This window comes from Rothia sp. HMSC069D01, from assembly GCF_001810135.1.
Taxonomy (GTDB): domain Bacteria; phylum Actinomycetota; class Actinomycetes; order Actinomycetales; family Micrococcaceae; genus Rothia.
The window spans coordinates 180,616-206,710 of record NZ_KV800076.1 but is presented as its reverse complement, the minus strand read 5'-3'; the positions used below and the strand labels follow the sequence as shown (position 1 = coordinate 206,710).

General features: G+C 55.8%; 25 protein-coding genes. 1 reads left to right on the top strand and 24 read right to left on the bottom strand.

All coding sequences use genetic code 11. The features are described from left to right. Positions 1-29: 29 nt before the first annotated feature. The 19 genes from rplR to rpsJ all read right to left on the bottom strand — a co-directional run bounded on the left by rplR (position 30) and on the right by rpsJ (position 14,004). Positions 30-389, bottom strand: coding sequence for a 50S ribosomal protein L18 (gene rplR, locus HMPREF2710_RS00915; RefSeq protein ID WP_005505006.1), 360 nt, complete (start codon positions 387-389; stop codon positions 30-32). A gap of 2 nt (positions 390-391) precedes the next feature. Continuing rightward, positions 392-928: a 50S ribosomal protein L6 gene (gene rplF, locus HMPREF2710_RS00910; protein ID WP_005505004.1), complete on the bottom strand. Its 537-nt coding sequence runs from the start codon at positions 926-928 to the stop codon at positions 392-394. 27 nt (positions 929-955) lie between these two features. After that, entirely contained in the window at positions 956-1,354 is a 399-nt protein-coding gene (gene rpsH / locus HMPREF2710_RS00905) for a 30S ribosomal protein S8 (protein WP_005505003.1), read from the bottom strand. A 73-nt stretch (positions 1,355-1,427) separates the two neighbouring features. After that, entirely contained in the window at positions 1,428-1,988 is a 561-nt protein-coding gene (rplE, locus tag HMPREF2710_RS00900) for a 50S ribosomal protein L5 (RefSeq protein WP_005505001.1), read from the bottom strand. Further along, positions 1,988-2,323, bottom strand: a complete 336-nt coding sequence (rplX, locus tag HMPREF2710_RS00895) for a 50S ribosomal protein L24 (protein WP_005504988.1) — start codon at positions 2,321-2,323, stop codon at positions 1,988-1,990. Before rplX ends, rplE begins: the two co-directional genes overlap by 1 nt. A gap of 3 nt (positions 2,324-2,326) precedes the next feature. Next, positions 2,327-2,698: a 50S ribosomal protein L14 gene (rplN, locus tag HMPREF2710_RS00890; RefSeq protein WP_005504986.1), complete on the bottom strand. Its 372-nt coding sequence runs from the start codon at positions 2,696-2,698 to the stop codon at positions 2,327-2,329. 681 nt (positions 2,699-3,379) lie between these two features. Further along, the gene (locus HMPREF2710_RS00885) at positions 3,380-4,156 is read right to left on the bottom strand and encodes a YncE family protein (protein WP_246824507.1); all 777 of its coding nucleotides are present in this window, start codon (positions 4,154-4,156) and stop codon (positions 3,380-3,382) included. 1,368 nt (positions 4,157-5,524) lie between these two features. Next, positions 5,525-8,281, bottom strand: coding sequence for a Vgb family protein (locus HMPREF2710_RS00880; protein WP_070599025.1), 2,757 nt, complete (start codon positions 8,279-8,281; stop codon positions 5,525-5,527). Positions 8,282-8,770: 489 nt separating this feature from the next. Beyond that, a complete protein-coding gene (rpsQ, locus tag HMPREF2710_RS00875; RefSeq protein ID WP_012903053.1) occupies positions 8,771-9,043 on the bottom strand; it encodes a 30S ribosomal protein S17 in 273 nt (90 codons plus the stop codon). Beyond that, positions 9,040-9,279, bottom strand: coding sequence for a 50S ribosomal protein L29 (gene rpmC / locus HMPREF2710_RS00870; protein ID WP_005504969.1), 240 nt, complete (start codon positions 9,277-9,279; stop codon positions 9,040-9,042). The genes rpsQ and rpmC overlap by 4 nt, the downstream gene beginning before the upstream one ends. Positions 9,280-9,284: 5 nt before the next feature. Next, positions 9,285-9,704, bottom strand: a complete 420-nt coding sequence (rplP, locus tag HMPREF2710_RS00865) for a 50S ribosomal protein L16 (protein ID WP_005504968.1) — start codon at positions 9,702-9,704, stop codon at positions 9,285-9,287. Continuing rightward, a complete protein-coding gene (gene rpsC, locus HMPREF2710_RS00860; RefSeq protein ID WP_005504966.1) occupies positions 9,705-10,502 on the bottom strand; it encodes a 30S ribosomal protein S3 in 798 nt (265 codons plus the stop codon). It abuts the gene before it with no gap. Beyond that, the gene (gene rplV / locus HMPREF2710_RS00855; protein WP_005504964.1) at positions 10,503-10,868 is read right to left on the bottom strand and encodes a 50S ribosomal protein L22; all 366 of its coding nucleotides are present in this window, start codon (positions 10,866-10,868) and stop codon (positions 10,503-10,505) included. A 60-nt stretch (positions 10,869-10,928) separates the two neighbouring features. Then, entirely contained in the window at positions 10,929-11,210 is a 282-nt protein-coding gene (rpsS, locus tag HMPREF2710_RS00850; RefSeq protein ID WP_004005282.1) for a 30S ribosomal protein S19, read from the bottom strand. A gap of 12 nt (positions 11,211-11,222) precedes the next feature. Continuing rightward, positions 11,223-12,059: a 50S ribosomal protein L2 gene (gene rplB, locus HMPREF2710_RS00845; protein ID WP_005504961.1), complete on the bottom strand. Its 837-nt coding sequence runs from the start codon at positions 12,057-12,059 to the stop codon at positions 11,223-11,225. Positions 12,060-12,099: 40 nt separating this feature from the next. Beyond that, positions 12,100-12,402: a 50S ribosomal protein L23 gene (gene rplW / locus HMPREF2710_RS00840; protein WP_005504959.1), complete on the bottom strand. Its 303-nt coding sequence runs from the start codon at positions 12,400-12,402 to the stop codon at positions 12,100-12,102. Continuing rightward, complete coding sequence (gene rplD / locus HMPREF2710_RS00835; RefSeq protein WP_005504957.1) at positions 12,402-13,019, bottom strand: 50S ribosomal protein L4; 618 nt, start codon at positions 13,017-13,019, stop codon at positions 12,402-12,404. The genes rplW and rplD overlap by 1 nt, the downstream gene beginning before the upstream one ends. Positions 13,020-13,025: 6 nt before the next feature. Further along, positions 13,026-13,682 carry a 50S ribosomal protein L3 gene (gene rplC, locus HMPREF2710_RS00830; RefSeq protein WP_005504955.1) on the bottom strand — a complete coding sequence of 219 codons (657 nt, stop codon included), beginning with the start codon at positions 13,680-13,682 and terminating at the stop codon, positions 13,026-13,028. Between the two features lie 13 nt (positions 13,683-13,695). Then, entirely contained in the window at positions 13,696-14,004 is a 309-nt protein-coding gene (gene rpsJ / locus HMPREF2710_RS00825; RefSeq protein ID WP_004005287.1) for a 30S ribosomal protein S10, read from the bottom strand. Positions 14,005-14,490: 486 nt separating this feature from the next. On the opposite strand from rpsJ, the gene HMPREF2710_RS00820 reads away from it, so the two are divergent. Further along, positions 14,491-17,910 carry a Fe2+/Zn2+ uptake regulation protein gene (locus HMPREF2710_RS00820; protein ID WP_070599023.1) on the top strand — a complete coding sequence of 1,140 codons (3,420 nt, stop codon included), beginning with the start codon at positions 14,491-14,493 and terminating at the stop codon, positions 17,908-17,910. Between the two features lie 588 nt (positions 17,911-18,498). On the opposite strand, the gene tuf is transcribed toward HMPREF2710_RS00820, so the two are convergent. From tuf to HMPREF2710_RS00795, 5 genes are all read right to left on the bottom strand, one after another. Continuing rightward, positions 18,499-19,689, bottom strand: a complete 1,191-nt coding sequence (gene tuf / locus HMPREF2710_RS00815; protein ID WP_005508397.1) for an elongation factor Tu — start codon at positions 19,687-19,689, stop codon at positions 18,499-18,501. 200 nt (positions 19,690-19,889) lie between these two features. Next, a complete protein-coding gene (fusA, locus tag HMPREF2710_RS00810; RefSeq protein ID WP_049349249.1) occupies positions 19,890-22,004 on the bottom strand; it encodes an elongation factor G in 2,115 nt (704 codons plus the stop codon). Between the two features lie 72 nt (positions 22,005-22,076). Further along, entirely contained in the window at positions 22,077-22,547 is a 471-nt protein-coding gene (rpsG, locus tag HMPREF2710_RS00805; protein ID WP_005504941.1) for a 30S ribosomal protein S7, read from the bottom strand. Then, on the bottom strand, positions 22,547-22,921 hold the full coding sequence (gene rpsL, locus HMPREF2710_RS00800; RefSeq protein ID WP_005504939.1) for a 30S ribosomal protein S12: 375 nt from the start codon (positions 22,919-22,921) through the stop codon (positions 22,547-22,549). The genes rpsG and rpsL overlap by 1 nt, the downstream gene beginning before the upstream one ends. A gap of 697 nt (positions 22,922-23,618) precedes the next feature. Beyond that, a complete protein-coding gene (locus HMPREF2710_RS00795; RefSeq protein WP_070599020.1) occupies positions 23,619-25,649 on the bottom strand; it encodes a neutral/alkaline ceramidase in 2,031 nt (676 codons plus the stop codon). Positions 25,650-26,095: the final 446 nt, after the last annotated feature.

Here is a 26,095-nt window from a genome sequence, read left to right as displayed (position 1 = left end):
CTGAGTTTCCTTTACGTTCTGCTCGCTCATTAGAGTGCAAGACCTCCCTCGCGTGCACCGTCAGCAACGGCTGCAACACGGCCGTGGTACTTGTTACCACCGCGGTCGAACACGACTGCCTCAACACCAGCTGCCTTGGCGCGCTCTGCTACGAGCTCACCAACGCGCTTTGCCTTAGCGGTCTTGTCCAGGTCAGCTGCACGCAGCTCTGCTTCCATGGTGGAAGCGGATGCCAGGGTTACGCCCTTGACATCGTCGATAACCTGAACGAACATGTGACGGGTCGAACGGGTGACGCACAGGCGCGGACGCGCAGCGGTACCCGAAACGTACTTGCGGATGCGAGCGTGACGACGTGCACGCTGCGCTGCCTTCGACTTGATAGCCATGTTTACTTACCAGCCTTTCCGACCTTGCGGCGGATGTGCTCACCTGCGTAGCGAACACCCTTACCCTTGTAGGGATCGGGCTTACGCAGACCACGAATGTTTGCTGCAACCTGACCAACGAGCTGCTTGTCGATACCCGACACGGTCAGCTTGTTAGCACCCTCCACTGCGAAGGTAATACCCTCGGGAGCGGTGATGTTGATCGGGTGGGAGTAGCCCAGAGCGAACTCCAGGTCGTTACCCTTCGGGGTCACACGGTAACCGGTACCAACGATTTCCAGCTTCTTTTCGTAGCCGGAGGTAACGCCGATAATCAGGTTCTGAATCAGGGTACGAGTCAGACCGTGCAGCGAGCGAGACAGGCGCTCGTCGTTCGGACGAGATACAACGATCTCGTTTTCGTTCAGAGCCACGGTGATGGGGGAAGCTACCTTGTGGGAGAGCTCGCCCTTCGGGCCCTTAACGGTAACCAGGTTGCCATCGACCTTAACCTCAACGCCGGCGGGAACCGAGATGGGGAGACGTCCAATACGTGACATTATTCTCTTCCTTTCTCTTCTAACCGACTACCAGATGTAAGCGATGACTTCGCCGCCCACGCCCTTCTTCGCAGCCTGCTTGTCAGTGAGCAGACCCGAAGAGGTGGACAGGATTGCGATGCCGAGGCCACCCAGAACCTGGGGCAGGTTGGTGGACTTTGCGTAGGTACGCAGGCCCGGCTTGGAAATACGACGCACGCCAGCGATGGAACGCTCGCGGGACGGACCGTACTTGAGGACGAGGGTCAGGGTCTTGCCGACCTTTGCATCCTCAACCTTCACGTCGGCGATGTAGCCCTCAGCCTTCAGGATCTCAGCAATGCGAGCCTTCAGCTTGGAGTAGGGCATGGATACGGTGTCGTGGTATGCGGAGTTTGCGTTACGCAAACGGGTCAGCATATCTGCGACCGGATCAGTCATAGTCATTGTGGGCTTTAGCCCTTCCTCGTTGTGGTTTCCCTACCCCGCGGTAACGGGGTCTGGACCTACAACGTAGTCGTTAGTTGGTCTTGAACGGGAAGCCCAGTGCCTTCAAGATTGCACGGCCTTCTTCGTCGGTCTTCGCGGAGGTCACCACGGTGATGTCCATACCACGCACGCGGTCGATCGAGTCCTGATCGATTTCGTGGAACATGGACTGCTCGGTCAGACCGAAGGTGTAGTTACCATTACCGTCGAACTGGCGGTCCGAGAGGCCGCGGAAGTCGCGGATTCGGGGCAGTGCCAGGGTGACGAGGCGGTCCAGGAATTCCCACATGCGGTCGCCACGCAGGGTGACGTGTGCGCCGATGGGCATACCTTCGCGCAGCTTGAACTGTGCGATGGACTTCTTAGCGCGGGTAACAATCGGCTTCTGACCGGTGATTGCGGTGAGATCGCGGATTGCGCCGTCCATGAGCTTTGCGTCGCGAGCTGCCTCGCCAACACCCATGTTTACGACGACCTTAACGATCTTCGGGGTCTGCATGACGTTCTCGTACTTGAACTCTTCCTGCAGAGCGGGAACGACGACCTCAGCGTACTTGGTCTTGAAGCGGGGGGTGATCTTGGTTTCGGTCATTAGATGTCCTTACCCGAACGCTTAGCAACGCGCACGCGAACGGTGCGCTCCTTGCCGTCACGCTCTACAGTCTCGAGGCGGAAACCAACACGGGTCGGCTTCTTGGTCTCGGGGTCAACAATCGCAACGTTAGAAACGTGGATCGGTGCCTCAACCTTCTGAATGCCGCCTGCTGCGCCGGTCAGGGGGTTAGCCTTGGTGTGCTTGGTGACGACCTTGACGCCCTCAACAATCACGCGGTTTTCCTTGGGGAGAACCTTCAGAACCTTGCCCTGCTTGCCCTTATCTGCACCGGAAATAACCTGAACCAGGTCGCCGGACTTGATCTTAGCCATGAATTAGAGCACCTCCGGAGCCAGCGAAACGATCTTCATGAACTTCTTGTCGCGAAGCTCACGACCCACGGGGCCGAAGATACGGGTACCACGGGGATCACCATCAGTGTTCTTCAGGATCACTGCGGAGTTCTCGTCGAACTTGATGTAGGAGCCGTCGGGACGACGGGTTTCCTTCTTGGTGCGGACGACGACTGCCTTGACAACGTCACCCTTCTTTACGGTACCGCCGGGGATTGCATCCTTGACGGTTGCGACAATGATGTCGCCAATGCCTGCGTAGCGACGCGAGGAACCACCGAGAACACGGATGGTCAGGATTTCCTTCGCACCAGTGTTGTCGGCGACCTTCAGTCGCGACTCCTGCTGAATCATATTTCTCCTGTCGTCTCGCCGGTTCCGACTCGCTTTAGGCGCGAGCCAGCCTTGCGGAACATTTTTACGGGATTGGTTGACGCCCCGGGCCCCAACTCTATGGAAGGGGTTAGCGGAAACGCCTGGGGCAAACCCATGCCAGAAGCATTTGGACCCGCGTGAAGCGGGCGTATCCCACCCGTAAATAGCGGCATTATGCACTGGCACGAGAAGCCCGTGGTTGTGCGGCTATTTGGATACAGCCACACAGTCTTAACACTGTACAGGAAGCAGGTATGTAGCGCAAGAGTTTGCCGACTATGATTTCAGTCTCTTCCACCCTATCTCTGGGGATAGCCGGGCTTAGAGAGCAAAAACCCCATACCCCACATCACCATCGATTGAGAAGGCCCCTTATTTGACACTTAAAGCAGGAGGCCCCTTCGTGTAGTTCCTGACGCATAAGAAACTGAAGGGGCCTCGAGAAATCTATCAAACAATGTGTCAAACAAAGAAGATAGATATTAATATTTTACTACGCTTTAATGTCCCTCCACGACAGACTTGCCGCAGTACTGGCAAGAGACCACCCCGGTCCTACTCCCCACCTCTCAGACATACGCACAGTGCTAGAGCGCGGCTAGAGCGCGGCACGCACTACGTTGATATATCAGCTGCTCTCAGTCGCTCTTCACTCATCAGCTAGGGCATATATACTTTCGCGATACCGTCACGAACGATAGGGCGAGGAGGTTCTCCCGGTCGAGTCTCTTCTGCAGCCTCGTAGTATTCGCCAGAGTTTGCATCCAGCACGTAGGGAACCTCAGCTGCGGGGTAGTCTCCTGCTTTATCGACAGCAATAACACTCCCGTCCTTCAACAGGACCTGGTGGTTAATGCGGGTGGGAGCCACCTGCACGGTGTCAATAATGGCTCGATTGAGCGTATTAATGACGGTAACAGTTCCGCCACCAGCAACTGCCGCCTCCCCCTTGCCACCGAAATCAGCAACATAGAGCAGGTGACGTTCTGCATCGAGCAAGATATCGGTGGGCATCTTTCCGAACGGAAGATAAGCGAGGTGCTCACCCTCAAAGCTCAGAACATACAGACCGCCATTCTTACCCTCGCGCCCTTGCGCAGAGACATATAGTTCACCGCGCGTCGAAACAATCTCCACACCGTGAACACCGACTGGAGTATTGGCGTCTTCCCCGCCAATTACGGGCAGCTTGCGTGCAAGCTCCCAGGTATTCATGTCCACAACCCAGATTTCATCTCGCATAGTATTCGGGATGTACAGGCGGCTACGAGCTTCATCAGCTACGGGCCCTAGTAGCATAGCGGGACCGTCCCCTTGAAGAGAGCTAACCGCGCGTTCTCCTTCTGCGTTAGGTGCAGCGATTACCTGGTAACCACCCATTCCGGTCACGAGTACGGAACCGCTGGGTGCAACGTATAGCTCACGCGGAATTAGCATCTCCACTCCTAGAGCGAGAGAATCCCATACGAGCGCTAGATCTTTTTGGGAGTATGCGGATACCGAGTTTGTGCGGGTTCCTCCGGTCCAGAGAAGCTCCCGCTCGTTGTCTGCTGCTAGACCGTAGGCAGCCTGGATTTGGAAGAGGTTCTCTAACCCGGGGTTATTTTCCGGGATAGCAGGCAGAACAGCCGTCTTCTCAATCTGCAGGGTATCTGCGTTTATGCGTGCGATTGTTGCGCAGAGAGTACCGTGGGTCTTCGTGTGATTAAAGCTTCCGCTTACGAAAAGAACGTTCTCTTCGGGGTTGTATGCCACTTGATACTGCCCAGCGAGCCCCGCAGAACGATCCACAGAAAAATGGTTGGCGCCCAGGGTGCTCTTCTGTTCTTCTCCTGAGGCTGAGGGAACCATAGATATCTCCAGAGTTGTGTAGGTTGGAGGCTAGCTCACCTCATATTTTGCGGGCTTAGCATCCGGAGCTTTCTGTTATATATCTTACGCTTCACCCTCCACTTTGAGGCTTTTCTGGCGTAGTCCATGCGCTGCGCCGTTCGTGGCCAAGATACCCCATATCGGCAATACTCATTGCTCTCCCCCGGGATCTGAGTGAGGTGGATTTACTCAACGAAAACTTTGCAGTCTGCATATAATCAGCACAAAAGACATCTATCTAGAGATATTGACAGATTATAGAGTTTATAAGCTTGTCCTGAGGCGTCTAGAGCCATGGATTTCGTAATATTTCGTCACTTCTGAGCCCCTCAAAACAGCGTTCCGAAAAAATCTGCTTAAAAATTTAGAAATTAAGGGTTGTTTTTTCAAAAATCAAGTTTTTTGGTAATAAACACGCTTCAAGGTGCGAAAATCAGCGAGATGTACCATAATAGAAGAGACGCATGCGTCAAATAAGAGGTTCGGTCCTTATCGGACAGATTTCTTGGGTCCCTTTTTCCTCGCTAATCCGTTTGTCTAGGGACCGAACCTCGCTTTGACACTAAACCCGCACTTCGGTGCGGGTTTTCTTTATATCTGAGGCGCTAGAACCCTACATTTCATTCTTTGGGGCTGTTAACTCGTCAAATATGGGCGAGCGAGTGCAGAGGGGGCGCCTCCCCTTTTCTCTCATTCATTCCCTTCCCCATCCCCAGCTGCTACTTCTAACCCTGGTCTAGACCTTCCGCCTATATAACAGGCATATATGCAAACTGAAAGGGGCGGTACCCATCGCTTCGATGGGTACCGCCCCTTTCAATGTGTATCGGCAGTTTCAGAGAGTCAATCGGGTTCTTGAATATCTAGTAGATCCCGCTCTGCCTCTTTAGCTACTACCGTGCGGTAGTATCGTGGGCTGCCGTGGGGTACGGACTATGCCTTGCGGCGACGTGCTACCAGCACAGTTGCGCCAACAACCAGTGCAAGAACACCAATTCCTGCAGCAACGACGACGCCCGAAGCACCGGTGTTAGCCAGCGAAGACTTCGAGGAGCTCGAAGCGGTGGAGCCGTTGTTGGAAGAGGTGACGTTCTGCGACGAAGAGCCGGAGGTCTTCGGTGCAGTGCTGTCCTTCTTCTGAGCATCAGACTTCAAAGAATCCGCGGGAGCCTTGGACTGATCCTTAGCGTTTTCCTTTACCTGTTCCTTGGAGTCTGCCGGTGCGGAAGGCGCCTCAGAGGGGTTAGTTACAGGTGCATTAGCCGATTCGGATGCCTTCGGTGCAGGTGCCTGGTTGTCAACGCTGAAGGTGTATTCTGCAGCCACACCACCGCGCACGTTATCGTTCTCGGTCAGGGAACCGGAGAGCAGGTAGATAGCAACGCTATCGCCGGTCTTCAGTTCTTCAGTCAGGTTAGAGTTTGCCACGGTGGGGCGGTCGATGGTTGCGGTGAAGTTACCGTTTTCGTCCGCCTTGATGTATGCCCAGATGCCTGCGCTATTGCCTTCAACGCCTTCGAGCTTAGGCTCTACCTTCGCAGAAATAGCGCCCTTGTTCAGCTTGACGGCGATAACGGAGCCCTTACCGTCCAGAGTCTTGAAGCCTTCACCGTGGAAGGTCAGCTTCTGGCCGTCCCAAGTCTTGGGGAAGTAGACCTTAGCGCCGTCCTTGTACTCGTGCACAACCTCATTGGAATTTGCGCTTTCGGAGGGTGCCGGGGTGCTCGGCTCGGGCTTAGCAGACTCGCTCGGAGCCGGAGTAGTCGGCTCAGGCTTAGCAGACTCGCTCGGAGCCGGAGTGGTCGGCTCAAGCTTAGCAGACTCACTCGGAGCCGGAGTGGGCTGTTCGCTATCCGGCAGGCTCAGCTTAGTGCCGGCAGGGTAAGTGGTAGTCACGCCAGAAGGAGTAGCAGCGACCTGGGTGGTTTCTGCCGGTGCGCAGGTCTCAGCGGTGTCTGCCTTCTTCTCTGCAACAGTTGCGGAGAGCGCTTCACCACCGCGAGGAGTGTCACCTTCAACAATGGAGCCGGAGAGCAGGAAGACCGATACCTTATCGCCGCTCTTCAGATTTTCCGTCAGGTTGGAGTTCTCGGTGGTCGGGTACGGCAGTTCAGCGGTGAAGTTACCGTTTTCATCTGCCTGGATGTACGCCCAAACACCTGCGCTGTTGCCCTCAACGCCGTTGAACTTCGGCTCTTCCTTCGCGGAGATACGACCCTTGTTCAGCTTAACGGCGAGCACGGAGCCCTTCGAACCGTCCTGAGTCTTGAAACCTTCACCACGCAGCTTCAGGGTTTCACCGGTGGTCCAGTCCTTCACTGCGTAGAGCTTAGCGCCGTCGGCATAGGTCTTCACCAGCTCTTCAGAAGCAGTCTGCACTGCCGGCTTCGCGGCAGTTTCAACGGTGGTGTTGATCTTCACCATGACGCCGGGGGTAATCGGGGAATCTGCGTTGTCCTTGCCCTTAGGCTCGGTGCTAGAGGTGCGGTATTCACCGGTGGTCTTATCGATGGTGTAGTCGGTTTCGATAGCGGAAGCGCCTTCGACGCTACGTGCTACAGCGTATACGCTACCGTCTGCAGTGACCAGAACATCATTCGCACCGCTAGTTGCGCCGGTGGACACCTGAGACACAACGGTGCCGGTGCGTGCGTCAACAACGCCGACGTTGCCGGTACCGTAATCGGTCACGTACAGCAGGTCACGGGCTTCGTCGGAGGCAAGGGCGAGAGCCTGAGAGCCGAAAGGAATGGTCTTCTTGTAGGCGCCGGTTTCCAGGTCGTAGACGGTGATACCAGAGTTAGTGCCCTTACGGTCACCCTGGGAGCTGACGTAGATTTCCTTCAGAGACTTGTCGATGGTGACGTCAGAGGCGTTCAGGTCGGCTTCAGCATTGTCCTTGTGCAGCTGAATAGTCTTCTCAACCTCGTAGCTCTTGGTGTCGATTACCTTCACGGTGCCGGCACTCAAGGAGGGTACGTAGAGCTTGCCATCAGCGGAGTCCACGTGCATGTTCATTGCGATGTCAGATTCGCCCTTGGCGTCGGTGAATTCAATCTTCTTGACCAGGGCGTGCTGGGTGGTGTCGAAGACGCTAATGCCGCCGGAGCCAGATACAAAGACCTTGCCGCTGGAGGGATCGATGCGTACCTCGCGCGGGTGGTTGACCTCGCCTTCTGCGCTGCTCCAGATAATCTTGTTGGTCGCGGGATCGAAGACAGATACCTTGTTGACGCGGGTCTGGGTCACCCATACGTATCCGGTTGCTTCGTCGTAGGCAATACCGTAGGGAGATTCGATCTGCTTACCGGTCGGTGCGGTAGCGCCACGTGCGGTGAAGTCGGTGGTCGGGAACTGGTAGACAGTGGAGAGGCTCGGGGTGGATCCAACGTTCCAGGTGCCGACACCACCGGTCAGTACCGGCGGGCGGCCGGAGGAGAAGGAGGTGTAGAGGGAGGAGGTTGCTGCCGAGTATGCCAGCTGGTACTGGCCGGGCAGGCCCTGGTACTGGGTAGCGCTCACTGCAATGTGGCGGCATTCCTCAGCAGAGGTCTGGGAGTTTCCTCCGGGGACGGAAGCGGAGACGTTTGCCGCAAAGGTAGCGGGAACCGCAGCGAAAGAACCTGCGACAACGGAAAGTGCGCCAGCAATGGCGAGCAGCTTACGTGAGGGCTTGGGTGAAGAAGTCATGCTGATCCTCGATGATGTGTAGTGGTACTTCTCCAAAGGTCGTGCAACCTCCGGAAGATGCGTAGCTAAGCCCCTATGGATGAAGCAAGGCTAGACTAAGCAACTATAAAGTTGATAATAAGTGCCTCGTTAGGTTATTTTCAAGCAGCTATTATCAGCGCCCACGCTTCTCACGACTCTTTTAGCCACCGTCGCTATCCTCCCTAAAGCCCCGCATACACGCTCCACAAGGGGATTTCTTCCTCCAGCTCAAGCTACGTGGCTCTTTGATAGCGTTGTCCGGTAAAAGTAACCACTTTTCTGTATGACATCTTCAAAAGTTTTATGACAAATATTTATTCGGCATTTCATGACTTCTATCGTTGATTCTGTAGCTCACAGAACTTCCCGCTGAGTTCTCCCGAATAAAGGTTAAACGCAAAGGAGCCCTCTCCTACCTAAGTAGGAGAGGGCTCCTTTTATTGCTCTAGCAGAGAGTCATTAGAGGGCTTACTTAGCCTTCTCGATGATCTCCACGATACGCCAGCGCTTGGAAGCGGACAGCGGACGGGTCTCTGCAATCAGAACGAGGTCACCGATACCAGCAGTGTTCTGCTCGTCGTGTGCCTTGATCTTGGAGCTACGGCGAACGACCTTGCCGTACAGTGCGTGCTTCACGTGGTCCTCGACCTCGACGACAACGGTCTTGTCCATCTTGTCGGAGACAACGTAGCCGCGGCGGGTCTTGCGGTAGCCGCGCTCTTCGTTCTTTACTTCACTCACTTGGACTCACCTTCAGTTGCGGGACGAATACCGAGCTCGCGCTCACGCAGCACGGTGTAGATACGTGCGATGTCGCGCTTGATAGTGCGGCGACGACCTGCGTTAGCCTGACCGGTGACTTCCTGGAAGCGGATGTTGAAGAGTTCCTTCTTCGCTTCGCTCAGCTTTGCAGCCAGCTCTTCGTTGGAGAGCTCTGCGAGCTTATCGATGCTCAGGTCCTTGGATCCTACTGCCATCTCGCTTATTCACCACCTTCGCGGCGACGCACAACACGTGCCTTCATCGGGAGCTTGTGGATTGCCAGGCGCATTGCCTCGCGAGCCACTTCTTCGGACACACCGGAGAGTTCAAACATGACTCGACCCGGCTTGACATTTGCGACCCACCACTCGGGCGAACCCTTACCGGAACCCATACGGGTTTCAGCAGGCTTCTTGGTCAGCGGACGGTCGGGATAAATGTTGATCCAGACCTTACCGCCACGCTTGATGTGACGGGTCATTGCGATACGTGCAGCCTCAATCTGGCGGTTGGTCACGTATGCGGGCGACAGGGCCTGAATGCCCCACTCACCGAAGCTAACCTCGGTGCCGCCCTTTGCGAGACCACTACGCTTGGGGTGGTGCTGCTTGCGGTACTTTACTCGACGGGGAATAAGCATTTATGCCTCACCGTTCTCTGCAGTCTTGGCCTCGACCTTTGCCGAAGCGTTCTCGTTGCGGCGCTCGCGACGAGGACCACGGTTGCCCTGGCGGCGGCGGTCACCATCGCGGCGGTTGCCACGGCGGTTGTTTGCTGCCTGCTGAGCTGCCAGCTCCTTGTCGGTCAGGTCGCCCTTGTAGATCCAGACCTTCACGCCGATGCGACCGAAGGTGGTCTTAGCCTCGAAGAAGCCGTAGTCGATGTTCGCACGCAGGGTGTGCAGGGGCACACGGCCTTCGCGGTAGAACTCGGAACGGGACATTTCAGCGCCACCCAGACGGCCGGAGCACTGGATACGGATACCCTTTGCGCCTGCACGCTGTGCGGACTGGATTGCCTTCTTCATTGCACGTCGGAATGCAACACGCGATGCGAGCTGCTCTGCGATGCTCTGTGCAACCAGCTGAGCGGAGAGGTCGGGGTTAGCAACCTCGAGGATGTTCAGCTGAATCTGCTTGTTGGTGAGCTTCTCGAGCTCGCCGCGGATGCGGTCTGCTTCTGCGCCACGGCGGCCAATCACGATACCAGGACGAGCGGTGTGGATGTCCACACGCACGCGGTCACGGGTACGCTCAATCTCGACCTTTGCAACGCCTGCGCGATCCAGGTTCTTTGCCAGCAGCTCGCGGATCTTTACGTCCTCGCGGACGAAGTCAGCGTAACGCTCGCCGGGCTTGTTGGAATCAGCGAACCACTTGGAGACGTGGTCAGTGGTGATGCCCAGTCGGAAACCGTTCGGGTGAATTTTCTGACCCATTTAGCGGTCCTCCTCCTTCTCCGGGGTAGCAACTACCACGGTGATGTGGCTGGTGCGCTTGTTGATTCGGTATGCGCGACCCTGAGCGCGGGGCTGAATGCGCTTCATGGTCGGGCCCTCGTTCACGAATGCTTCGCTGATGAACAGCTCTTCCTCGCGGAAGGGCAGACCCTGCTGGGTTGCCTTCTGACGAGCGTTAGCTACTGCCGAAGCAACGATCTTGTATACCGGTTCCGAAGCTGCCTGGGGGGCGAACTTCAGAATCGCCAGAGCCTCTTCCGCCTGCTTACCACGGATCAGGTTGACGACACGGCGGGCCTTCATAGGCGTAACGCGAACGAAACGCGCTGATGCCTTGGCTTCCATTGCCTATCTCTCTTTCGTCTATTGCCGAAAGGGAAACGTTAGCTTATCGGTATGAACCGATTAGCGACGCTTACCCTTACGGTCGTCCTTCACGTGGCTGCGGAAAGTGCGGGTCGGAGCAAACTCACCGAGCTTGTGACCAACCATCGACTCGGTGATGAACACCGGCACGTGCTTGCGACCGTCGTACACTGCGATGGTGTGACCGAGCATGTCGGGGATAATCATCGAGCGACGCGACCAAGTCTTGATTACGTTCTTGGTGCCCTTCTCGTTCTGAGCTGCAACCTTCAGGTAGAGGTGCTGATCAACGAAAGGGCCCTTCTTCAAACTACGAGGCATGTTTCAGGCTCCTTAGCGCTTCTTGCCAGTACGACGGCGACGAACGATGAGCTTGTCGCTTTCCTTGTTGGGACGGCGGGTACGACCCTCGGGCTTACCGTTGGGGTTAACCGGGTGACGACCACCGGAGGTCTTACCTTCACCACCACCGTGCGGGTGGTCAACCGGGTTCATGACCACACCACGGACGGTCGGGCGGATGCCCTTCCAGCGGTTACGGCCTGCCTTACCCCAGTTGATGTTGGACTGCTCAGCGTTGCCAACTTCACCAACGGTTGCGCGGCAGCGAACATCCACGTTGCGGATTTCGCCGGAGGGCAGACGGAGCTGACCGTACTTGCCTTCCTTAGCAACCAGCTGTACAGAAGCACCTGCGGAACGAGCCAGCTTTGCGCCGCCACCGGGGCGGAGCTCGACACAGTGAATCACGGTACCAACGGGGATGTTGCGCAGGGGCAGGTTGTTACCGGGCTTGATGTCAGCTGCGGGGCCGGACTCGACGATGTCGCCCTGAGCGAGCTTGTTCGGAGCGATGATGTAGCGCTTGGAACCATCGAAGTAGTGCAGCAGCGCGATGCGAGCGGTACGGTTGGGATCGTACTCGATGTGCGCAACGCGTGCGTTAACGCCGTCCTTGTCGTGACGACGGAAGTCGATCAGACGGTACTGGCGCTTGTGGCCGCCACCCTTGTGACGGGTGGTGATGCGGCCGGTGTTGTTACGGCCGCCGGTCTTGTGAAGCGGACGAAGCAGGGACTTTTCCGGGGTGGAGCGGGTGATCTCGGAGAAATCAGCAACGCTCGAACCGCGGCGACCCGGGGTCGTCGGCTTGTACTTACGAATACCCATTTAGATATTTCTTCCTTCGTTAAAGTGGTCTCCGCGGGGCTTATGCCTGCGGACCGCCGAAGATGTCGATGGTGCCTTCCTTGAGGGTCACAATCGCACGCTTGGTGTTCTTGCGAGCGCCCCAACCGAAACGGGTGCGCTTGCGCTTGCCCTGACGGTTGATGGTGTTGACGGAAGCAACCTTGACGTCAAAGATCTTCTCGATGGCCTGCTTGATTTCCAGCTTGTTGGAATCGGTTGCGACCTCGAAGGTGTACTTACCTTCGTCGAGCTGACCGTAGCTCTTCTCGGAAACGACGGGAGCAATGATCACGTCGTATACAGACTTGGTGGAAACGCTCATTACTTAGCGCCCTCCTTCTTCTGAGCTGCAGCAACGAATGCGTCGAATGCTGCCTTGGTGAAGACCACGTCGTCCGAAACCAGCACATCGTAGGTGTTGAGCTGGTCTGCGTACAGAACGTGGACGTTCTCCAGGTTACGTGCGGACAGAGCCACAACGTCCTCTGCACGAGCAATCACAAGAAGGATGTTCTTGCGCTCGGTGATAGCTGCGAATGCAGCCTTTGCAGCCTTGGTCGAGGGGGTTTCACCGGAGATGAAGTTCTCGACAACGTGGACGCGGTCGTGACGAGCGCGATCGGAGAGAGCACCGCGCAGTGCAGCGGCAATCATCTTCTTGGGGGTGCGCTGTGCGTAGTTACGCGGGGTCGGACCGTGAACAACGCCACCGCCGGTCATGTGCGGTGCGCGGATGGAGCCCTGACGTGCGTTACCGGTGCCCTTCTGCTTGAAGGGCTTACGGCCTGCGCCGGAAACCTCGCCGCGGTTCTTGGTCTTGTGGGTGCCCTGGCGTGCAGCAGCGAGCTGTGCAACGACAACCTGGTGCAGCAGGGGCACGGATGCCTGCGCGTCGAAAATCTCTGCGGGCAGGTCTACCTTAAGGGTCTTAACAGCCATGATGTATTAGGCTCCCTTCACAGCGGTACGAACCAGAACAACGCCGCCCTTGGGACCGGGGATTGCACCCTTGATCAGCAGGACATTGTTCTCTGCGTCCACACCCTGGATAGTCAGGTTCAAGGTAGTGTGACGTGCTGCGCCCATACGGCCAGCCATGCGCATACCCTTGAACACGCGTGCGGGGTAGGATGCGCCACCGATGGAACCGGGCTTACGGTGGTTCTTGTGCTGACCGTGAGACGCGCCAACACCCTTGAAGCCGTGACGCTTCATAACACCTGCGAAGCCCTTACCCTTGGTCTTACCAACGACGTCGACCTTCTGGCCTGCTTCGAAGAGCTCAACGGTCAGTTCCTGACCGAGGGAATACTCAGAAGCATCTGCGGTACGCAGCTCGACGATGTGGCGACGGGGGGTAACACCGGCCTTCTCGAAGTGACCAGCCAGGGGCTTGGTAACCTTGCGAGAGTCGATTGCACCGAAACCAATCTGAACAGCTTCGTAGCCGTCAGTTTCCTGGTTACGGATCTGGGTAACAACGTTAGAATCAGCCTTGACGACGGTGACGGGCACAAACTTGCCGTCCTCGTCCCAGACCTGGGTCATGCCGAGCTTGGTGCCCAGCAGGCCCTTCACCTGGCGCTCGAATTTGTTAGTCATTAGATGCGATCCTCTACAGCTTGATCTCGATGTTTACGTCTGCCGGCAGGTCGAGACGCATGAGGGCATCAACAGCCTTGGGGGTCGGATCAACAACGTCGATCAGACGCTTGTGCGTACGCATCTCGAAGTGCTCGCGGCTGTCCTTGTACTTGTGGGGAGAACGGATAACACAGTAAACGTTCTTCTCGGTCGGCAGCGGCACGGGGCCAACTACAGTTGCGCCTGCGCCCTTTACCGTTTCGACGATTTTCCGTGCCGAAGAATCGATGACCTCGTGGTCATAGGACTTCAGACGGATGCGGATTTTCTGTCCCGCCATCTGTCGGACTCTCTTTCTTGATGTATTCCCTGTATCGGAGCTTTTGCCCCTTTGTTATAGCGCTTAAGGAACGCGATATATTCATCACGTGCGCCACTCAGAACGAACTGAATCCGGCTTTGCCGGGTTCCTCACCCCGCCTGAGTACCGACCCCCGAACTCGGGCGTGTCGCCTATTTTCTAGACAGACTCATCCCGTCATCCTTCGGACCGGGTCATACGTGGGCCTACCTTTAGTGCAGGTAGACGCTTTGACAACGTCGTCAATTCTCTCAGAGATAGAGCGCTTGCGCAATACAAACACGAGTTAAGTGCTTAAGAACACTTAACTATCTCTGTCAACCTGAGGATACTCCCGCGATGTAACTCTCAGGGAGCTTTCAATCTACTTTCAGTAAGTTCCATGCGCTTTATTGCTCTTAATAAAGCTTTTAGATCTAAAGACTCTCGTATCGTAGAAGTATCACTACAGCCTAAGGAGAAACCATGTCTCAGCCGACACAACCTCATCAGGCATCCTCTAGCTCTCACTCTTCGTCTCAGAGCCCTCAGCATGTTCAGCCGCAAGGTCTCGGCTTGTACGTTCCCCCATCCCTGTCGGGTCCGTATCCTCAGCCTCCTGCGCAGCGACGCCGAGTCAATGAGGATATCTTCCTCAATATTGTTCTGTACATTGGTTCGCTCCTGCTCATTGGTGCTGCGGGCCTTTTTGTCACCTCGGTGACTTCTTCTCAGGATGAAACGGCTATCTTCCGTGTACTCGCAATGGCGCTTGGAGCAATTGTCTTCTACGGAGCCGGTCTGCTCACCTACCGTTTCGTAGAGCGCCTGCGTATTGCCTCCTACTCTTTTGCAGCAACGGGTCTTGCGTTTATTCCTCTGACCGGCGTTGCTATCTATGTCCTCAAGATTTGGACTGAAGGACGCTACATTTGGCTCCTCACGTCTCTGGTTGGCACTGCAGCCATTATTGGAGCCTGCGCCCTCATGCGTAACCGTGTGATGGCGTACCTGCTGATTTCGTTCATCGTTTCGGACTCGTTGGCAGCTACGAAGGTGGCGGCTCTGCCTTTCGTTTGGTATTTCGTTTCTCTGACTGCCGTTGCCACTGTTCTGGGTTTGATCTTGCACTTTGCCCCGAATGCTGCCCCGAAGGGTATCCGCGAAGGTCTTGTTGATTCCTCGCGTATTTTTGTTCCGGCTACTGCCGTCGCTATTTTCTTCTTCACCAACGATTTGAGCTACACGGACGCAGGTATTGCCTTTGCGGTTATGTCTGTGCACGCCATTCTGTTCACCTGGCTGAACGGCACGGCGGATTACTACGCCCAGGCACGCATCTACCCGATTGCGTCCATTCTCTCCTTCATCATGGACTCGGATCACGGCCCGTGGTTCCCCAGCATCTTCTTCGTCTCTGTTCTGGTTGTTAACCTGATTTCTGCCTACGTATTTATTCCTCGTCTGCAGAAGACTATTGCTGGTTCCGCTCCTGCTACTGATGAACAGCTCGAGCAGGTGCAAAGCACCCCGGCTATCCCCTGGGCGAAGGAATCTCTTCACCAACCCACTCGCAAGATAGAGTGGTTGCCTGCAATTGACGCATGCGTCGGCGTATTCTTCTCCTTCTTTGCTCTCCTTGATGCCTTCTATACTGCTCACGTCGCTGATAGCGTTACCTACGCAACGCGCTGGAGCACTTTCCTTCCCTACGCAGAAGGTAATCAAGGTATCTTCCCCGCTCCCTGGGTTATCGGTGTCCTCTGCATCGTGAGCTTCTTGCTGTACCGCAAGGCAATTCAGCCTCTGGTGCTCATGAGTTTTGTAGCGCTCATCCCGGTCATTGGCATGTATGCTTCCCCCGGCAACCAGGGAACGTTCTATCTGTTCTTCGCGGCAGCAGTAGTCATTTACCTACTCAGCGTTAAGGCCCCCGAGGCACGTACCGCTGGAGCGGTACTGAGCAACATCGGTTATGCCATTGGTATGATTCAGCTCTTCCTCGCTCTCATTCCTGAGATGCAGACTTCTGAGTCGCTTTTGATGTTTGCGTTGGTCTGCGCCGCTATTGCGCTGCTGACTTTTGTCCTCTCTCAGGGCGTTGCAGTACAGAACGCAAGCTACCGTCTTGTAGAGATGTCGGTCTACCTCTTCTTGGGCGTTTTTGCTCTCTTCGTTGGGTACGTAGCTAACCATGCTGATGGCGGAGCACATGGCCGATTCTGGGTTGGTTTCCCGCTCTTCTCGGGTGCCGTCCTCTTCTTGAGCGTCCTGAGCGCTCTTATTCTGGCCCGCGCGCTACGACTTTCGGATGTTGGTTCCTTCCGCTCCACGCTTGTCATGTTTGTCCGTATCGCGTTCTACGCGACTCTGCTTATCGCGACGATTGGCTCGCGACACTACCTGCTGTACGACTTGCAGAAGGAGTACATTGCTGTAGCACTGCCGGCGCTCCTAACCGTCGTTTATGGTGCGCTTGGTTTCTTTATGCCGGTTGGCTCTTCGATTCGTTCGGAGCTACTCACCGTTGCGCGATTCCCCATCTGCTGGTCGGTCATTCTGCTCGCAATCACCGGCAATATGAAGGAATCGCTCGTAGACTTCCTCGTACTTGCACTGCTGGCGGTTCAGGCGCTGTGCAGCGTGCTACTCTATGCGTACTCCAAGCGAAACTACGAAGCATACGCGGCAGCAATTTTCTTCACCCTTGGTTCTGTCCTGAGCGCAGGCCGTTTCATTGGCGATTTTGATAATCTTCTGTTCGCGGTAGCAACTCCTGCTATCTTCATCGCTGTATGGGTGCTTGCCCTTATCTTCAGGGTCTCCCGCATGCAGATTGGTGCCTCCATCAGCATCACGACTTTCTGCATCGGTGCTCTGTGGAATCTCTTCAACACGAGGGAAAGCACAATGGAAATGACTCTTCTGGGCTACTACGCTCTGATTGCCGTCATCATCCTGTTCGTCCTGAAGGTCACGCTCCCGGTTGAGGTCTTCGGTGTGAACGCTAATGTTCGTCCGCGCATCGCTGTCCCGGTTGGTAATACGATGGTTGATTTGCCGATGCACGGCCCGCTGGGTGCCCCCTACGCGCGTTTCCTGTCTCGTCGTCCCCTGAGCCAGGGTATCTATGCACCGGTCAATACGCTGCTGATGATTCCCGCTCTGGCGACGCTGGGATTCTACACTTTCGTTGGGCTGGTTTTTGAGCCCAGGCAGGTGGAGCTCAACGCACTTCTCTGGGGTCTAGGCGCTCTGTCCTTCGTGTCTGTCACCAAGGCGAAGAACCTGCCGATCGTCTGCACCACGGCGTTCAGCCTCTTCATTGCCCGTCTGGTCATTGATTACTCGAAGTCCAATCCTCTGAGCGTCATTCTTGAGGTTGCTCTCCTGATTATGCTGGCTGTTGTGGCCGCCAAGGTCCTCAAGAACTTCATCGCAAAGAGGCCTGTAGATACGCAGGTATCGGATTCTCCTCTGTACTGGGCTTTGGGCCTGCAGGTATTCCTCACCCTGGTAACGTGGGCAGTTCCCGCTGACGGTCCGGATATCGTGGTGCTGGTACTCGGCATTGCCCTGACTCTCCTGAGCGCTCTGCTGCTCGACCGAGTCTGGACCTATATCGCAACTGCGCTAGTCACCCTCGACCTGGCAATTTTGCTCAACGGTCTGAACCCGCTGACTCTGCTGATTATCTCTATTCTGCTCATTGCCGGCGTTATCTGGCGTCTGTTGGTTCGACAGAACAAGGAGGATGCAGCAGCTCCGCACCAGGGTTCTGAGCAGCTTGAGGACTTCCCGCCGCCTCAGAATCAGCCGGTTATGTACCCTCAGAGCAATGTCCAGATGCAGCAGCCCCCGGCTCCTCAGCAAGGCTACGAGCCTCGCCACGAGGAAAACATCTAGCTATCAGCACGTATAGCTTCTATTCCTACGGCATTCTGTAGTAGGATTACCTATGTCCCTTCCGAGGGGCAGTCATTCGAATTGCGGTTCCCAGCCTTCGGGCTGGGAACCGTTTTTCTTTGGCCGCAAACCCTATTCGCATCTGCAACGTCTATCTCGCGTCCTTTTGCCAGCTCCTTGAAAGTGTGTGTGGGCGTTCAAGAACGGTAAGCCAATGACAGCGCATCTGTTCCCCTATGCCCTGCTACAGGTCTGAGGCACGGGTGTGCGATACTGCTACCGCTCTGAGGATTCCTCACCATTGGCTCCTCACCGCTGAGGATCCGATCTTCTCCCCTATCTTTTAGCGTGGGTTTCTGCCGCACAATAGCGCTGAGAGCTTGTTGAAGGGCGTCTATAGCGCCCAGGACGTGGTTACGAGGTTCTCCCAGCAGAGAGGGATATACCTGCCTCTTTGCTGCCTTCAGCAACCCACAAAAGGGCATAACAAAAGGACCCCCGCAGATGCGGGGGTCCTTGAGTATCGCTACCTGGTGGAGAGTTTCCCCTCCGGCAAATCTTTAGCGAATTGTCGTAAACTTACGGCAATTACTTGATGATCTTGGTAACGCGACCCGAACCAACGGTGCGGCCACCCTCACGGATAGCGAAGCCGAGGCCCTCTTCCATTGCGATGGGCTGGATCAGGGTAACGGTCATCTCGGTGTTGTCACCGGGCATAACCATCTCGGTGCCCTCGGGGAGGGTGATAACGCCGGTCACGTCAGTGGTACGGAAGTAGAACTGAGGACGGTAGTTGGAGTAGAAGGGGTTGTGACGGCCACCCTCATCCTTGGAGAGGATGTAGACGTTTGCCTCGAACTCGGTGTGGGGGGTGATGGAGCCCGGCTCCACGACAACCTGACCACGCTCAACATCGTCACGCTTCAGACCACGCAGCAGCAGACCACAGTTCTCGCCTGCCCATGCTTCGTCGAGCTGCTTGTGGAACATCTCGATACCGGTAACGGTGGTCTTCTGAATCGGGCGGATACCGACGATCTCGACCTCGGAGTTGATCTTCAGGGTACCGCGCTCTGCACGACCGGTAACAACGGTGCCACGACCGGTGATGGTGAAGACGTCCTCGATGGGCATGAGGAAGGGCTTGTCCTTCTCACGCACGGGGTCCGGAATGTAGGTGTCGACTGCGTCCATGAGCTCCTCGACCTTAGCAACCCACTCGGGGTCGCCTTCGAGAGCCTTCAGTGCGGAAACGCGAACAACGGGAGCGTTGTCGCCGTCGAACTCCTGCGAGGAGAGGAGGTCACGGACCTCCATCTCGACGAGGTCGAGGAGCTCTTCGTCGTCAACCATGTCTGCCTTGTTCAGTGCAACCAGCAGGGTGGGGACGCCAACCTGGCGAGCGAGCAGAACGTGCTCGCGGGTCTGTGCCATGGGGCCGTCGGTAGCTGCAACCACGAGGATTGCGCCGTCCATCTGAGCCGCACCGGTAATCATGTTCTTGACGTAGTCAGCGTGGCCGGGAGCGTCAACGTGTGCGTAGTGGCGCTTCTCGGTCTGGTACTCGATGTGAGCAATGTTAATGGTAATACCGCGCTGGCGCTCCTCGGGAGCGGAGTCGATCATACCGAAGTCGCGCTTCTCGTTCAGGTCCGGGTACTTGTCAGCCAGAACCTTGGAGATTGCTGCGGTCAGGGTGGTCTTACCGTGGTCAACGTGACCAATGGTACCGACGTTAACGTGAGGCTTGGAGCGCTCGAACTTAGCCTTAGCCAAGAGTGTTCCTCCTAGAACGATTGAAAACATGCACGCGGATCTTCGCTCCGGCGCATCCCGTTATAAAACGGTCTAGCGTCTACAATAGCGGATTACGCCGCAGAGATGAAACTGTTCATGCTCTCAATAATGGATTTAATTGAAAATTTTGGCGTGGGCCACAAGTTTTTGGCCCGTGGCCCACGGGTGAGACGCGGAAATTACTCGCCGCGGCTCTTCTGGATGATCTCGTCAGCGACGTTCTTGGGAACCTCGCCGTAGCTGTCGAATGCCATCGAGAACACTGCACGACCCTGGGTCTTACCACGCAGGTCGCCAATGTAACCGAACATTTCGGTCAGGGGCACGATAGCCTTGATGATCTTAACGCCGGATGCGTCCTCCATGGAACGAACCTGGCCACGGCGGGAGTTCAGGTCGCCGATAACGTCGCCCATGTACTCCTCGGGGGTACGAACCTCAACGTCCATCAGCGGCTCGAGCAGGACCGGGTTAGCGCGCTTAGCGCCTTCCTTGAAGACCATCGAACCAGCGATCTTGAACGCCATTTCGGAGGAGTCGACGTCGTGGTATGCGCCATCGATCAGGGTTGCCTTCACACCCACCATCGGGTAGCCAGCGAGGACACCGAACTTCATAGCGTCCTGGATACCAGCGTCGACCGAGGGGATGTACTCGCGAGGAACGCGGCCACCGGTGACCTTGTCCTCGAACAGGTACAGCTCTTCGCCATCCAGGGGCAGGGGCTCGAAGGAGACCTGCACCTTTGCGAACTGACCGGAACCACCGGTCTGCTTCTTGTGGGTGTAGTCGACCTTCTCGACTGCCTTCTTGATGGTCTCGCGGTAAGCAACCTGAGGCTTACCAACGTTAGCCTCAACCTTGAACTCACGCTTCATACGGTCAACGATGATGTCCAGGTGCAGCTCACCCATACCACCAATTTCGGTCTGACCGGTTTCTTCGTTCAGCGAAACGGTGAAGGTGGGGTCCTCAGCGGAAAGCTTCTGGATAGCGGTGGACATCTTCTCCTGGTCACCCTTGGTCTTGGGCTCAATAGCCACGAAGATCACGGGATCGGGGAAGGTCATCGACTCGAGGACAATCGGGTGTGCGGGGTCGCACAGGGTGTCACCAGTGGTGGTGTCCTTCAGACCGATTGCTGCGTAAATGTGACCTGCGGTAATCTCCTCAACAGGGTTCTCCTTGTTGGAGTGCATCTGGAAGAGCTTACCGATACGCTCCTTCTTACCCTTGGTGGAGTTCAGAACCTGCTGGCCCTGAGCTGCGGTACCGGAGTACACACGGGTGTAGGTCAGCTGACCGTAGAACGGGTGAGCTGCAACCTTGAACGCCAGTGCTGCGAAGGGCTCGTCTGCGGATGCCTTACGGGTCAGCTTCTCTTCCTCGTTGGAGGGGTTGGAGCCGACAACGTCCGGAACGTCCAGCGGGGAGGGCAGGTACTCGATCACAGCGTCCAGCATGGGCTGAACACCGCGGTTCTTGAATGCAGAACCACAGAGAACGGGGAATGCCTCGCCGGAGATAACCAGCTGACGGATACCCGACTTGATCTCGGGGATGGTCAGCTCGCCCTCTTCGAGGTACTTCTCCATGAGCTCTTCGTTGGCCTCAGCAACAGCCTCAACCAGCTCAGCGCGGTACTGCTCAGCCTTCTCAACCAGGTCAGCAGGAATGTCCTGAACCTCGTAGGAGGCACCCATGGACACGTCACCCTTGGCGTCGCCGGGCCATACGTATGCCTTCATTTCGAGCAGGTCAACGACACCGATGAAGTCGCTCTCAGCACCGATGGGGAGCTGAACAACCAGCGGGCGAGCGCCCAGGCGGTCGATGATGGTCTGAACGGTGAAGTAGAAGTCCGCACCCATCTTGTCCATCTTGTTGACGAAGCAGATACGGGGGACGTCGTACTTGTCAGCCTGACGCCAAACGGTCTCAGACTGGGGCTCAACACCTTCCTTGCCGTCGAACACAGCAACTGCGCCATCGAGGACGCGCAGGGAGCGCTCAACCTCAACGGTGAAGTCAACGTGACCGGGGGTGTCGATGATGTTGATCTGGTTGTCCTTCCAGAAGCAGGTGGTTGCTGCGGAGGTAATGGTAATACCTCGCTCCTGCTCCTGAGCCATCCAGTCCATGGTGGAAGCGCCGTCGTGGGTCTCACCGATCTTGTGGTTAATACCGGTGTAGAACAGAATGCGCTCAGTGGTGGTGGTCTTACCGGCGTCGATGTGCGCCATAATACCGATGTTGCGGACCTTGTTAAGGTCGGTGAACACGTCAAGTGCCACGTTATTCTCCCTAAATGAGATACTCCGAAAGCCTGCCGACTCGAATCGACTCGGCAGGCTCTAAACGGAGAATTACCAGCGGTAGTGTGCGAAGGCCTTGTTGGACTCGGCCATCTTGTGAGTGTCCTCGCGACGCTTCACAGCGGCACCGAGACCATTGGATGCATCCAGGATCTCGTTCATCAGACGCTCAGTCATGGTCTTCTCGCGGCGCTGCTTGGAGAAGCCAACGAGCCAGCGGAGAGCCAGAGCGGTGGAACGGCCGGGGCGAACCTCAACCGGAACCTGGTAGGTTGCACCGCCAACGCGGCGGGAGCGAACCTCGAGAGAAGGCTTGATGTTGTCCATTGCCTTCTTCAGGGTTGCGACCGGGTCAGAACCGGTCTTCTTCTCGACGCCCTCGAGGGCACCGTAGACGATGCGCTCTGCGACGGACTTCTTGCCATCCAGCAGAACCTTGTTGATCAGCTGAGTGACCAGAGCAGAACCGTAAACAGGATCGTTTACGAGGGGACGCTTGGGAGCGGGACCCTTACGAGGCATTACTTCTTCTCCTTCTTAGCGCCGTAGCGGGAGCGAGCCTGGCCGCGACCCTTAACACCCTGGGTATCCAGAGCGCCACGAACGATCTTGTAGCGAACACCGGGGAGGTCCTTCACACGACCACCGCGAACGAGCACAATCGAGTGCTCCTGCAGGTTGTGACCCTCACCGGGGATGTATGCGGTAACCTCGACGCCGCCGTTGAGCTTGACACGAGCGACCTTACGCAGTGCCGAGTTCGGCTTCTTCGGGGTGGTGGTGTACACACGGGTGCACACGCCACGCTTCATGGGGTTGCCCTTCAGTGCGGGCGCCTTGGTCTTAACGACCTTGGGAGTCCGGCCCTTGCGGACCAGCTGCTGAATAGTAGGCACGTTTTCTCCGTTGCTTGATCGGGTTCTTCGTTAGAAAATCCCGTATAAACTTACTGGCCCCCATCACGTTGGATGGGTGCTCTCGGTTATCAGAAACGCTCGGATGCATATCCGGTTGGTTTCTATAGGTTCCTCGACATCTCGGCGAGTTCTCAGGGCTAAAATTCCTCACCGTCAGAGGTGAAAAAGTTTTTGGGCACGCTTAAAAATGGCATTTAGGCGTCAGCAAAAAGCAACGCCAAAGGACGGTATCCATACTGCCATTGATTCATCATGCCCGTGCCCTCGGGATAATCCCGCGCAAACCCACCGGGGGTGGATCCTTGTGCACCGAGCTCAAGTACTTCGGATAAGACTATACAGGTTAAATCCCGCTTAATCTAGCGCCAGAGCAGGGATTCTTTGCTTTTAAGCCCCCATCTAAGGGTAAAAACTGATGATTTACCTCACTTAATTACATCTTTGGGATTTACCGCTCCCTCACTGCTTCCTCGGCCTCCTCTGTTTCTTTTGCCTCCTTGCCGCAATTTAAAAACTTAAAGCAGAAGACCGACAAGAACCCTCTCGACGATTCTTGGCGGCATCAACAGATACGGGAGGCGAACGCATAGCTGCACCCGCCTCCCGCAATCCCGCAAGAGAATATTCAGTTATTGGTCTGCCACAGTAGCTACTGGGCTAGGCCACCTGGAAGAGACTACGCCACCTGGAAGACTCGAGTCTGACCCTCAAACGGGGTGATAGTCTTCGAATTCTTCTTAGCATTGCCGTAGTAGCGGATGCGGTACTGCCCCTTAGGAGTATTAGCCGGCACCTTCCAGCGAACCGTCACCTGAGACGCCGAAACACCAATGCGCTTCCATTCAAAGAAAGTATCCGGGTTGTTATCCCCGGTGTAGTACCTCCAGGTATTACCCACACGACGCTCAATCACGAAGTAGCTACCATCGTGATGCATGTTGTTATTGGGGTGAGCACCAGCAAAACGAGCCGTTACCTCTTCGCGGCCGGCAATAGCGTCCTGAGGCTGCTGAGTGACCTGGCCGTAACGCATACCAAACATGGGGGTATCGTAGACGACCTTACCCTGCAGGCTGGCTACCGGGCGACGATCATTCGGACGGTCGCCAATACCCAGCGGAGTGCCGTTCTTCAGCGAAGTTCCAACAACATTAATGGTCTGACGGAACGCACTGGAGGTGTAACGACCGAAGAGGGTCGCACCACCTTCATACTGCTGAGAGTCATACTCCTCAGGAGTCGTCACGTAGTGGTCGTAGGCGTTGGTGTAGCCCTGCAGAATAATATGCGATTCGGGAACACCGAAAAGCTTGGCAGCATCCTGGCGGTATTGCACACCTACCGCACCGGTGAACTCACCGGGCATACCCAGCAGGTAGTAGTCACCGAAGCGCATAATCTGCACCGGATACTTTTCCTGAATGATCGTTCCATTTTTTGCAGAGAAGAGAATACCCTTCGGCTGCTGGCAACGCGCCTGCGCGGCGCTCGGAGTGAACACCAAAGTACCCAGAATAGAGGGGCGACCAGAGCCTTCCTTATAGGCATCCCAGCCACCGCCGCCATCCTCAGTGGAGCCGGCACCAAACGAAGTACCCAGGAAGCCCTGGCAGGTGCGCTCATTATGGCCGCTACCGGTGTACTTGGCATCCACGTTCATACCCGAGAAATTGAAGTACGAAATACGCGAATCCAGACCCTTACCCACCGGAGTACCCGCGCTCTTGAGCTGAGAACGCACAGCATTAGCCTGCTTCTCACCCTGAATCTTCACATTCTTGAACTGGTCATTAGTGGGACCCTGACCAGGCCTCAACCAAGTATTCGGGGAAACATCACCAGCATTAGCATTTGCAAACGCCGCAACGAAACCATCACCGCTACCGGGAACATTGCGATCAACACCATGATCCTGAGTCTCCAGCAGATACTCCGCATAACCCTTGTTATCACTCGAAATCAGAGTATTCTTCGAGGTCAAAGACGTCGGATGAATCGCATACCAGTTCAACACCGCACGAGTCTTACCGTTGCGCTCCAGACGCAGAGTCATATTGGTCGGATCGGTACCGCCGGGCAGCTTAGAGCGAATCTCAGGAGAGTCCAGGTTGAACGCCTCGCGAGAACGGTTAACACCGACACCAGTCAGCTTTGAAGAAGAAATCGTCAGGTTACCGGGCGCAAGGTCCTTCGTCGCCTGGCGAATCGCCTTCAGTGACCCATCTACCTGTGCATTAAACGTGTCCTGATGGAAACCCAGAGTTGTAATGTTGTACAGGCTCTGGTGCGTGATACCGCCAGGAGTTGCGTGAGTGTGGGTTGCAGTAATCATAATGTTCGATTCATCGTACACAGAACCAAACTCAGCGCGGATACGCTTCACCAGCTCATCACGCAAAGACTGCCAACTGGTCAACGTATCGAGTACAACAATGAGGTTGCGCTTACCCGAGGCTCGATCCACAGCAATGAAAGCGCGTGCGTACTGGCGAGTATGCACACCGCTACCCTTCTGAGAGGTCTCACCGTAACCCATGAAGCCGACCTCACCGGGCTCACCGGTAATATCCGCCGCACCTGCACCAACCAGGTAGGGGGTAGCAATGGAGCGCTGAGAGGCAGGAGCTGCCGTCGCAATCTGGCCAGCGGGAAGAATTGCGGATGCCGCAATAAGGCACGCTGCACCAATACGAGCAAGAGAATGCACAGGCGCCTTAAAGCGCGAAAAAACAGAGGAGCGCTTTTGCTCCCCAGCAGTCGAGGAGGGATTCTGTTCAGATTCGTGAGGCTGTGCCGTTCCGGAAGACAGTTGGGTGCCACCAGTAGTCACCCGTCCGGAAGTGATTGGAGTGATATGCATGCCTTCAAGAATAGAACCTAGTCAAAAGGCTTTCCAGTTGAATTAGCACTGTTCAAATAAAGAACATTTATTCCATGTATACCCCAAAGAAAAACGAGTGAATATTCTATATATTGCAGTCCTAGTGCGGTTTCTAGGGAGATTTAGAATATTTGACCGCCATCTAATTTCTTGCCCAGTCAAGAAATTTTCCCAGTTTGAAAAAATAATGCACTCTAATGATTTTTTATAAATAGATTCGTCCACTAGGCAAAAAATATACAACCTTCCCCTGAAGGATAAAGAATATTAAA

Excerpts from the sequence above, each read along its gene's own strand:
- HMPREF2710_RS00820 (WP_070599023.1), top strand. The coding sequence starts at position 14,491 with ATGTCTCAGCCGACACAACCTCATCAGGCATCCTCTAGCTCTCACTCT.
- rpsH (WP_005505003.1), bottom strand. The coding sequence starts at position 1,354 with ATGACTATGACTGATCCGGTCGCAGATATGCTGACCCGTTTGCGTAAC.
- rplR (WP_005505006.1), bottom strand. The coding sequence starts at position 389 with ATGGCTATCAAGTCGAAGGCAGCGCAGCGTGCACGTCGTCACGCTCGC.
- rpsS (WP_004005282.1), bottom strand. The coding sequence starts at position 11,210 with ATGCCTCGTAGTTTGAAGAAGGGCCCTTTCGTTGATCAGCACCTCTAC.
- rplF (WP_005505004.1), bottom strand. The coding sequence starts at position 928 with ATGTCACGTATTGGACGTCTCCCCATCTCGGTTCCCGCCGGCGTTGAG.
- rplW (WP_005504959.1), bottom strand. The coding sequence starts at position 12,402 with ATGAGCGTTTCCACCAAGTCTGTATACGACGTGATCATTGCTCCCGTC.
- rpmC (WP_005504969.1), bottom strand. The coding sequence starts at position 9,279 with ATGGCAGTAGGATCCAAGGACCTGAGCATCGATAAGCTCGCAGAGCTC.
- HMPREF2710_RS00880 (WP_070599025.1), bottom strand. The coding sequence starts at position 8,281 with ATGACTTCTTCACCCAAGCCCTCACGTAAGCTGCTCGCCATTGCTGGC.
- HMPREF2710_RS00885 (WP_246824507.1), bottom strand. The coding sequence starts at position 4,156 with ATGCTAATTCCGCGTGAGCTATACGTTGCACCCAGCGGTTCCGTACTC.
- rplN (WP_005504986.1), bottom strand. The coding sequence starts at position 2,698 with ATGATTCAGCAGGAGTCGCGACTGAAGGTCGCCGACAACACTGGTGCG.
- rplD (WP_005504957.1), bottom strand. The coding sequence starts at position 13,019 with ATGGCTGTTAAGACCCTTAAGGTAGACCTGCCCGCAGAGATTTTCGAC.
- rpsG (WP_005504941.1), bottom strand. The coding sequence starts at position 22,547 with ATGCCTCGTAAGGGTCCCGCTCCCAAGCGTCCCCTCGTAAACGATCCT.
- rplE (WP_005505001.1), bottom strand. The coding sequence starts at position 1,988 with ATGACCGAAACCAAGATCACCCCCCGCTTCAAGACCAAGTACGCTGAG.
- rpsC (WP_005504966.1), bottom strand. The coding sequence starts at position 10,502 with ATGGGTCAGAAAATTCACCCGAACGGTTTCCGACTGGGCATCACCACT.
- rplC (WP_005504955.1), bottom strand. The coding sequence starts at position 13,682 with ATGACTAACAAATTCGAGCGCCAGGTGAAGGGCCTGCTGGGCACCAAG.
- rplP (WP_005504968.1), bottom strand. The coding sequence starts at position 9,704 with ATGCTTATTCCCCGTCGAGTAAAGTACCGCAAGCAGCACCACCCCAAG.
- rplV (WP_005504964.1), bottom strand. The coding sequence starts at position 10,868 with ATGGAAGCCAAGGCATCAGCGCGTTTCGTTCGCGTTACGCCTATGAAG.
- rplB (WP_005504961.1), bottom strand. The coding sequence starts at position 12,059 with ATGGGTATTCGTAAGTACAAGCCGACGACCCCGGGTCGCCGCGGTTCG.
- rpsJ (WP_004005287.1), bottom strand. The coding sequence starts at position 14,004 with ATGGCGGGACAGAAAATCCGCATCCGTCTGAAGTCCTATGACCACGAG.
- rplX (WP_005504988.1), bottom strand. The coding sequence starts at position 2,323 with ATGGCTAAGATCAAGTCCGGCGACCTGGTTCAGGTTATTTCCGGTGCA.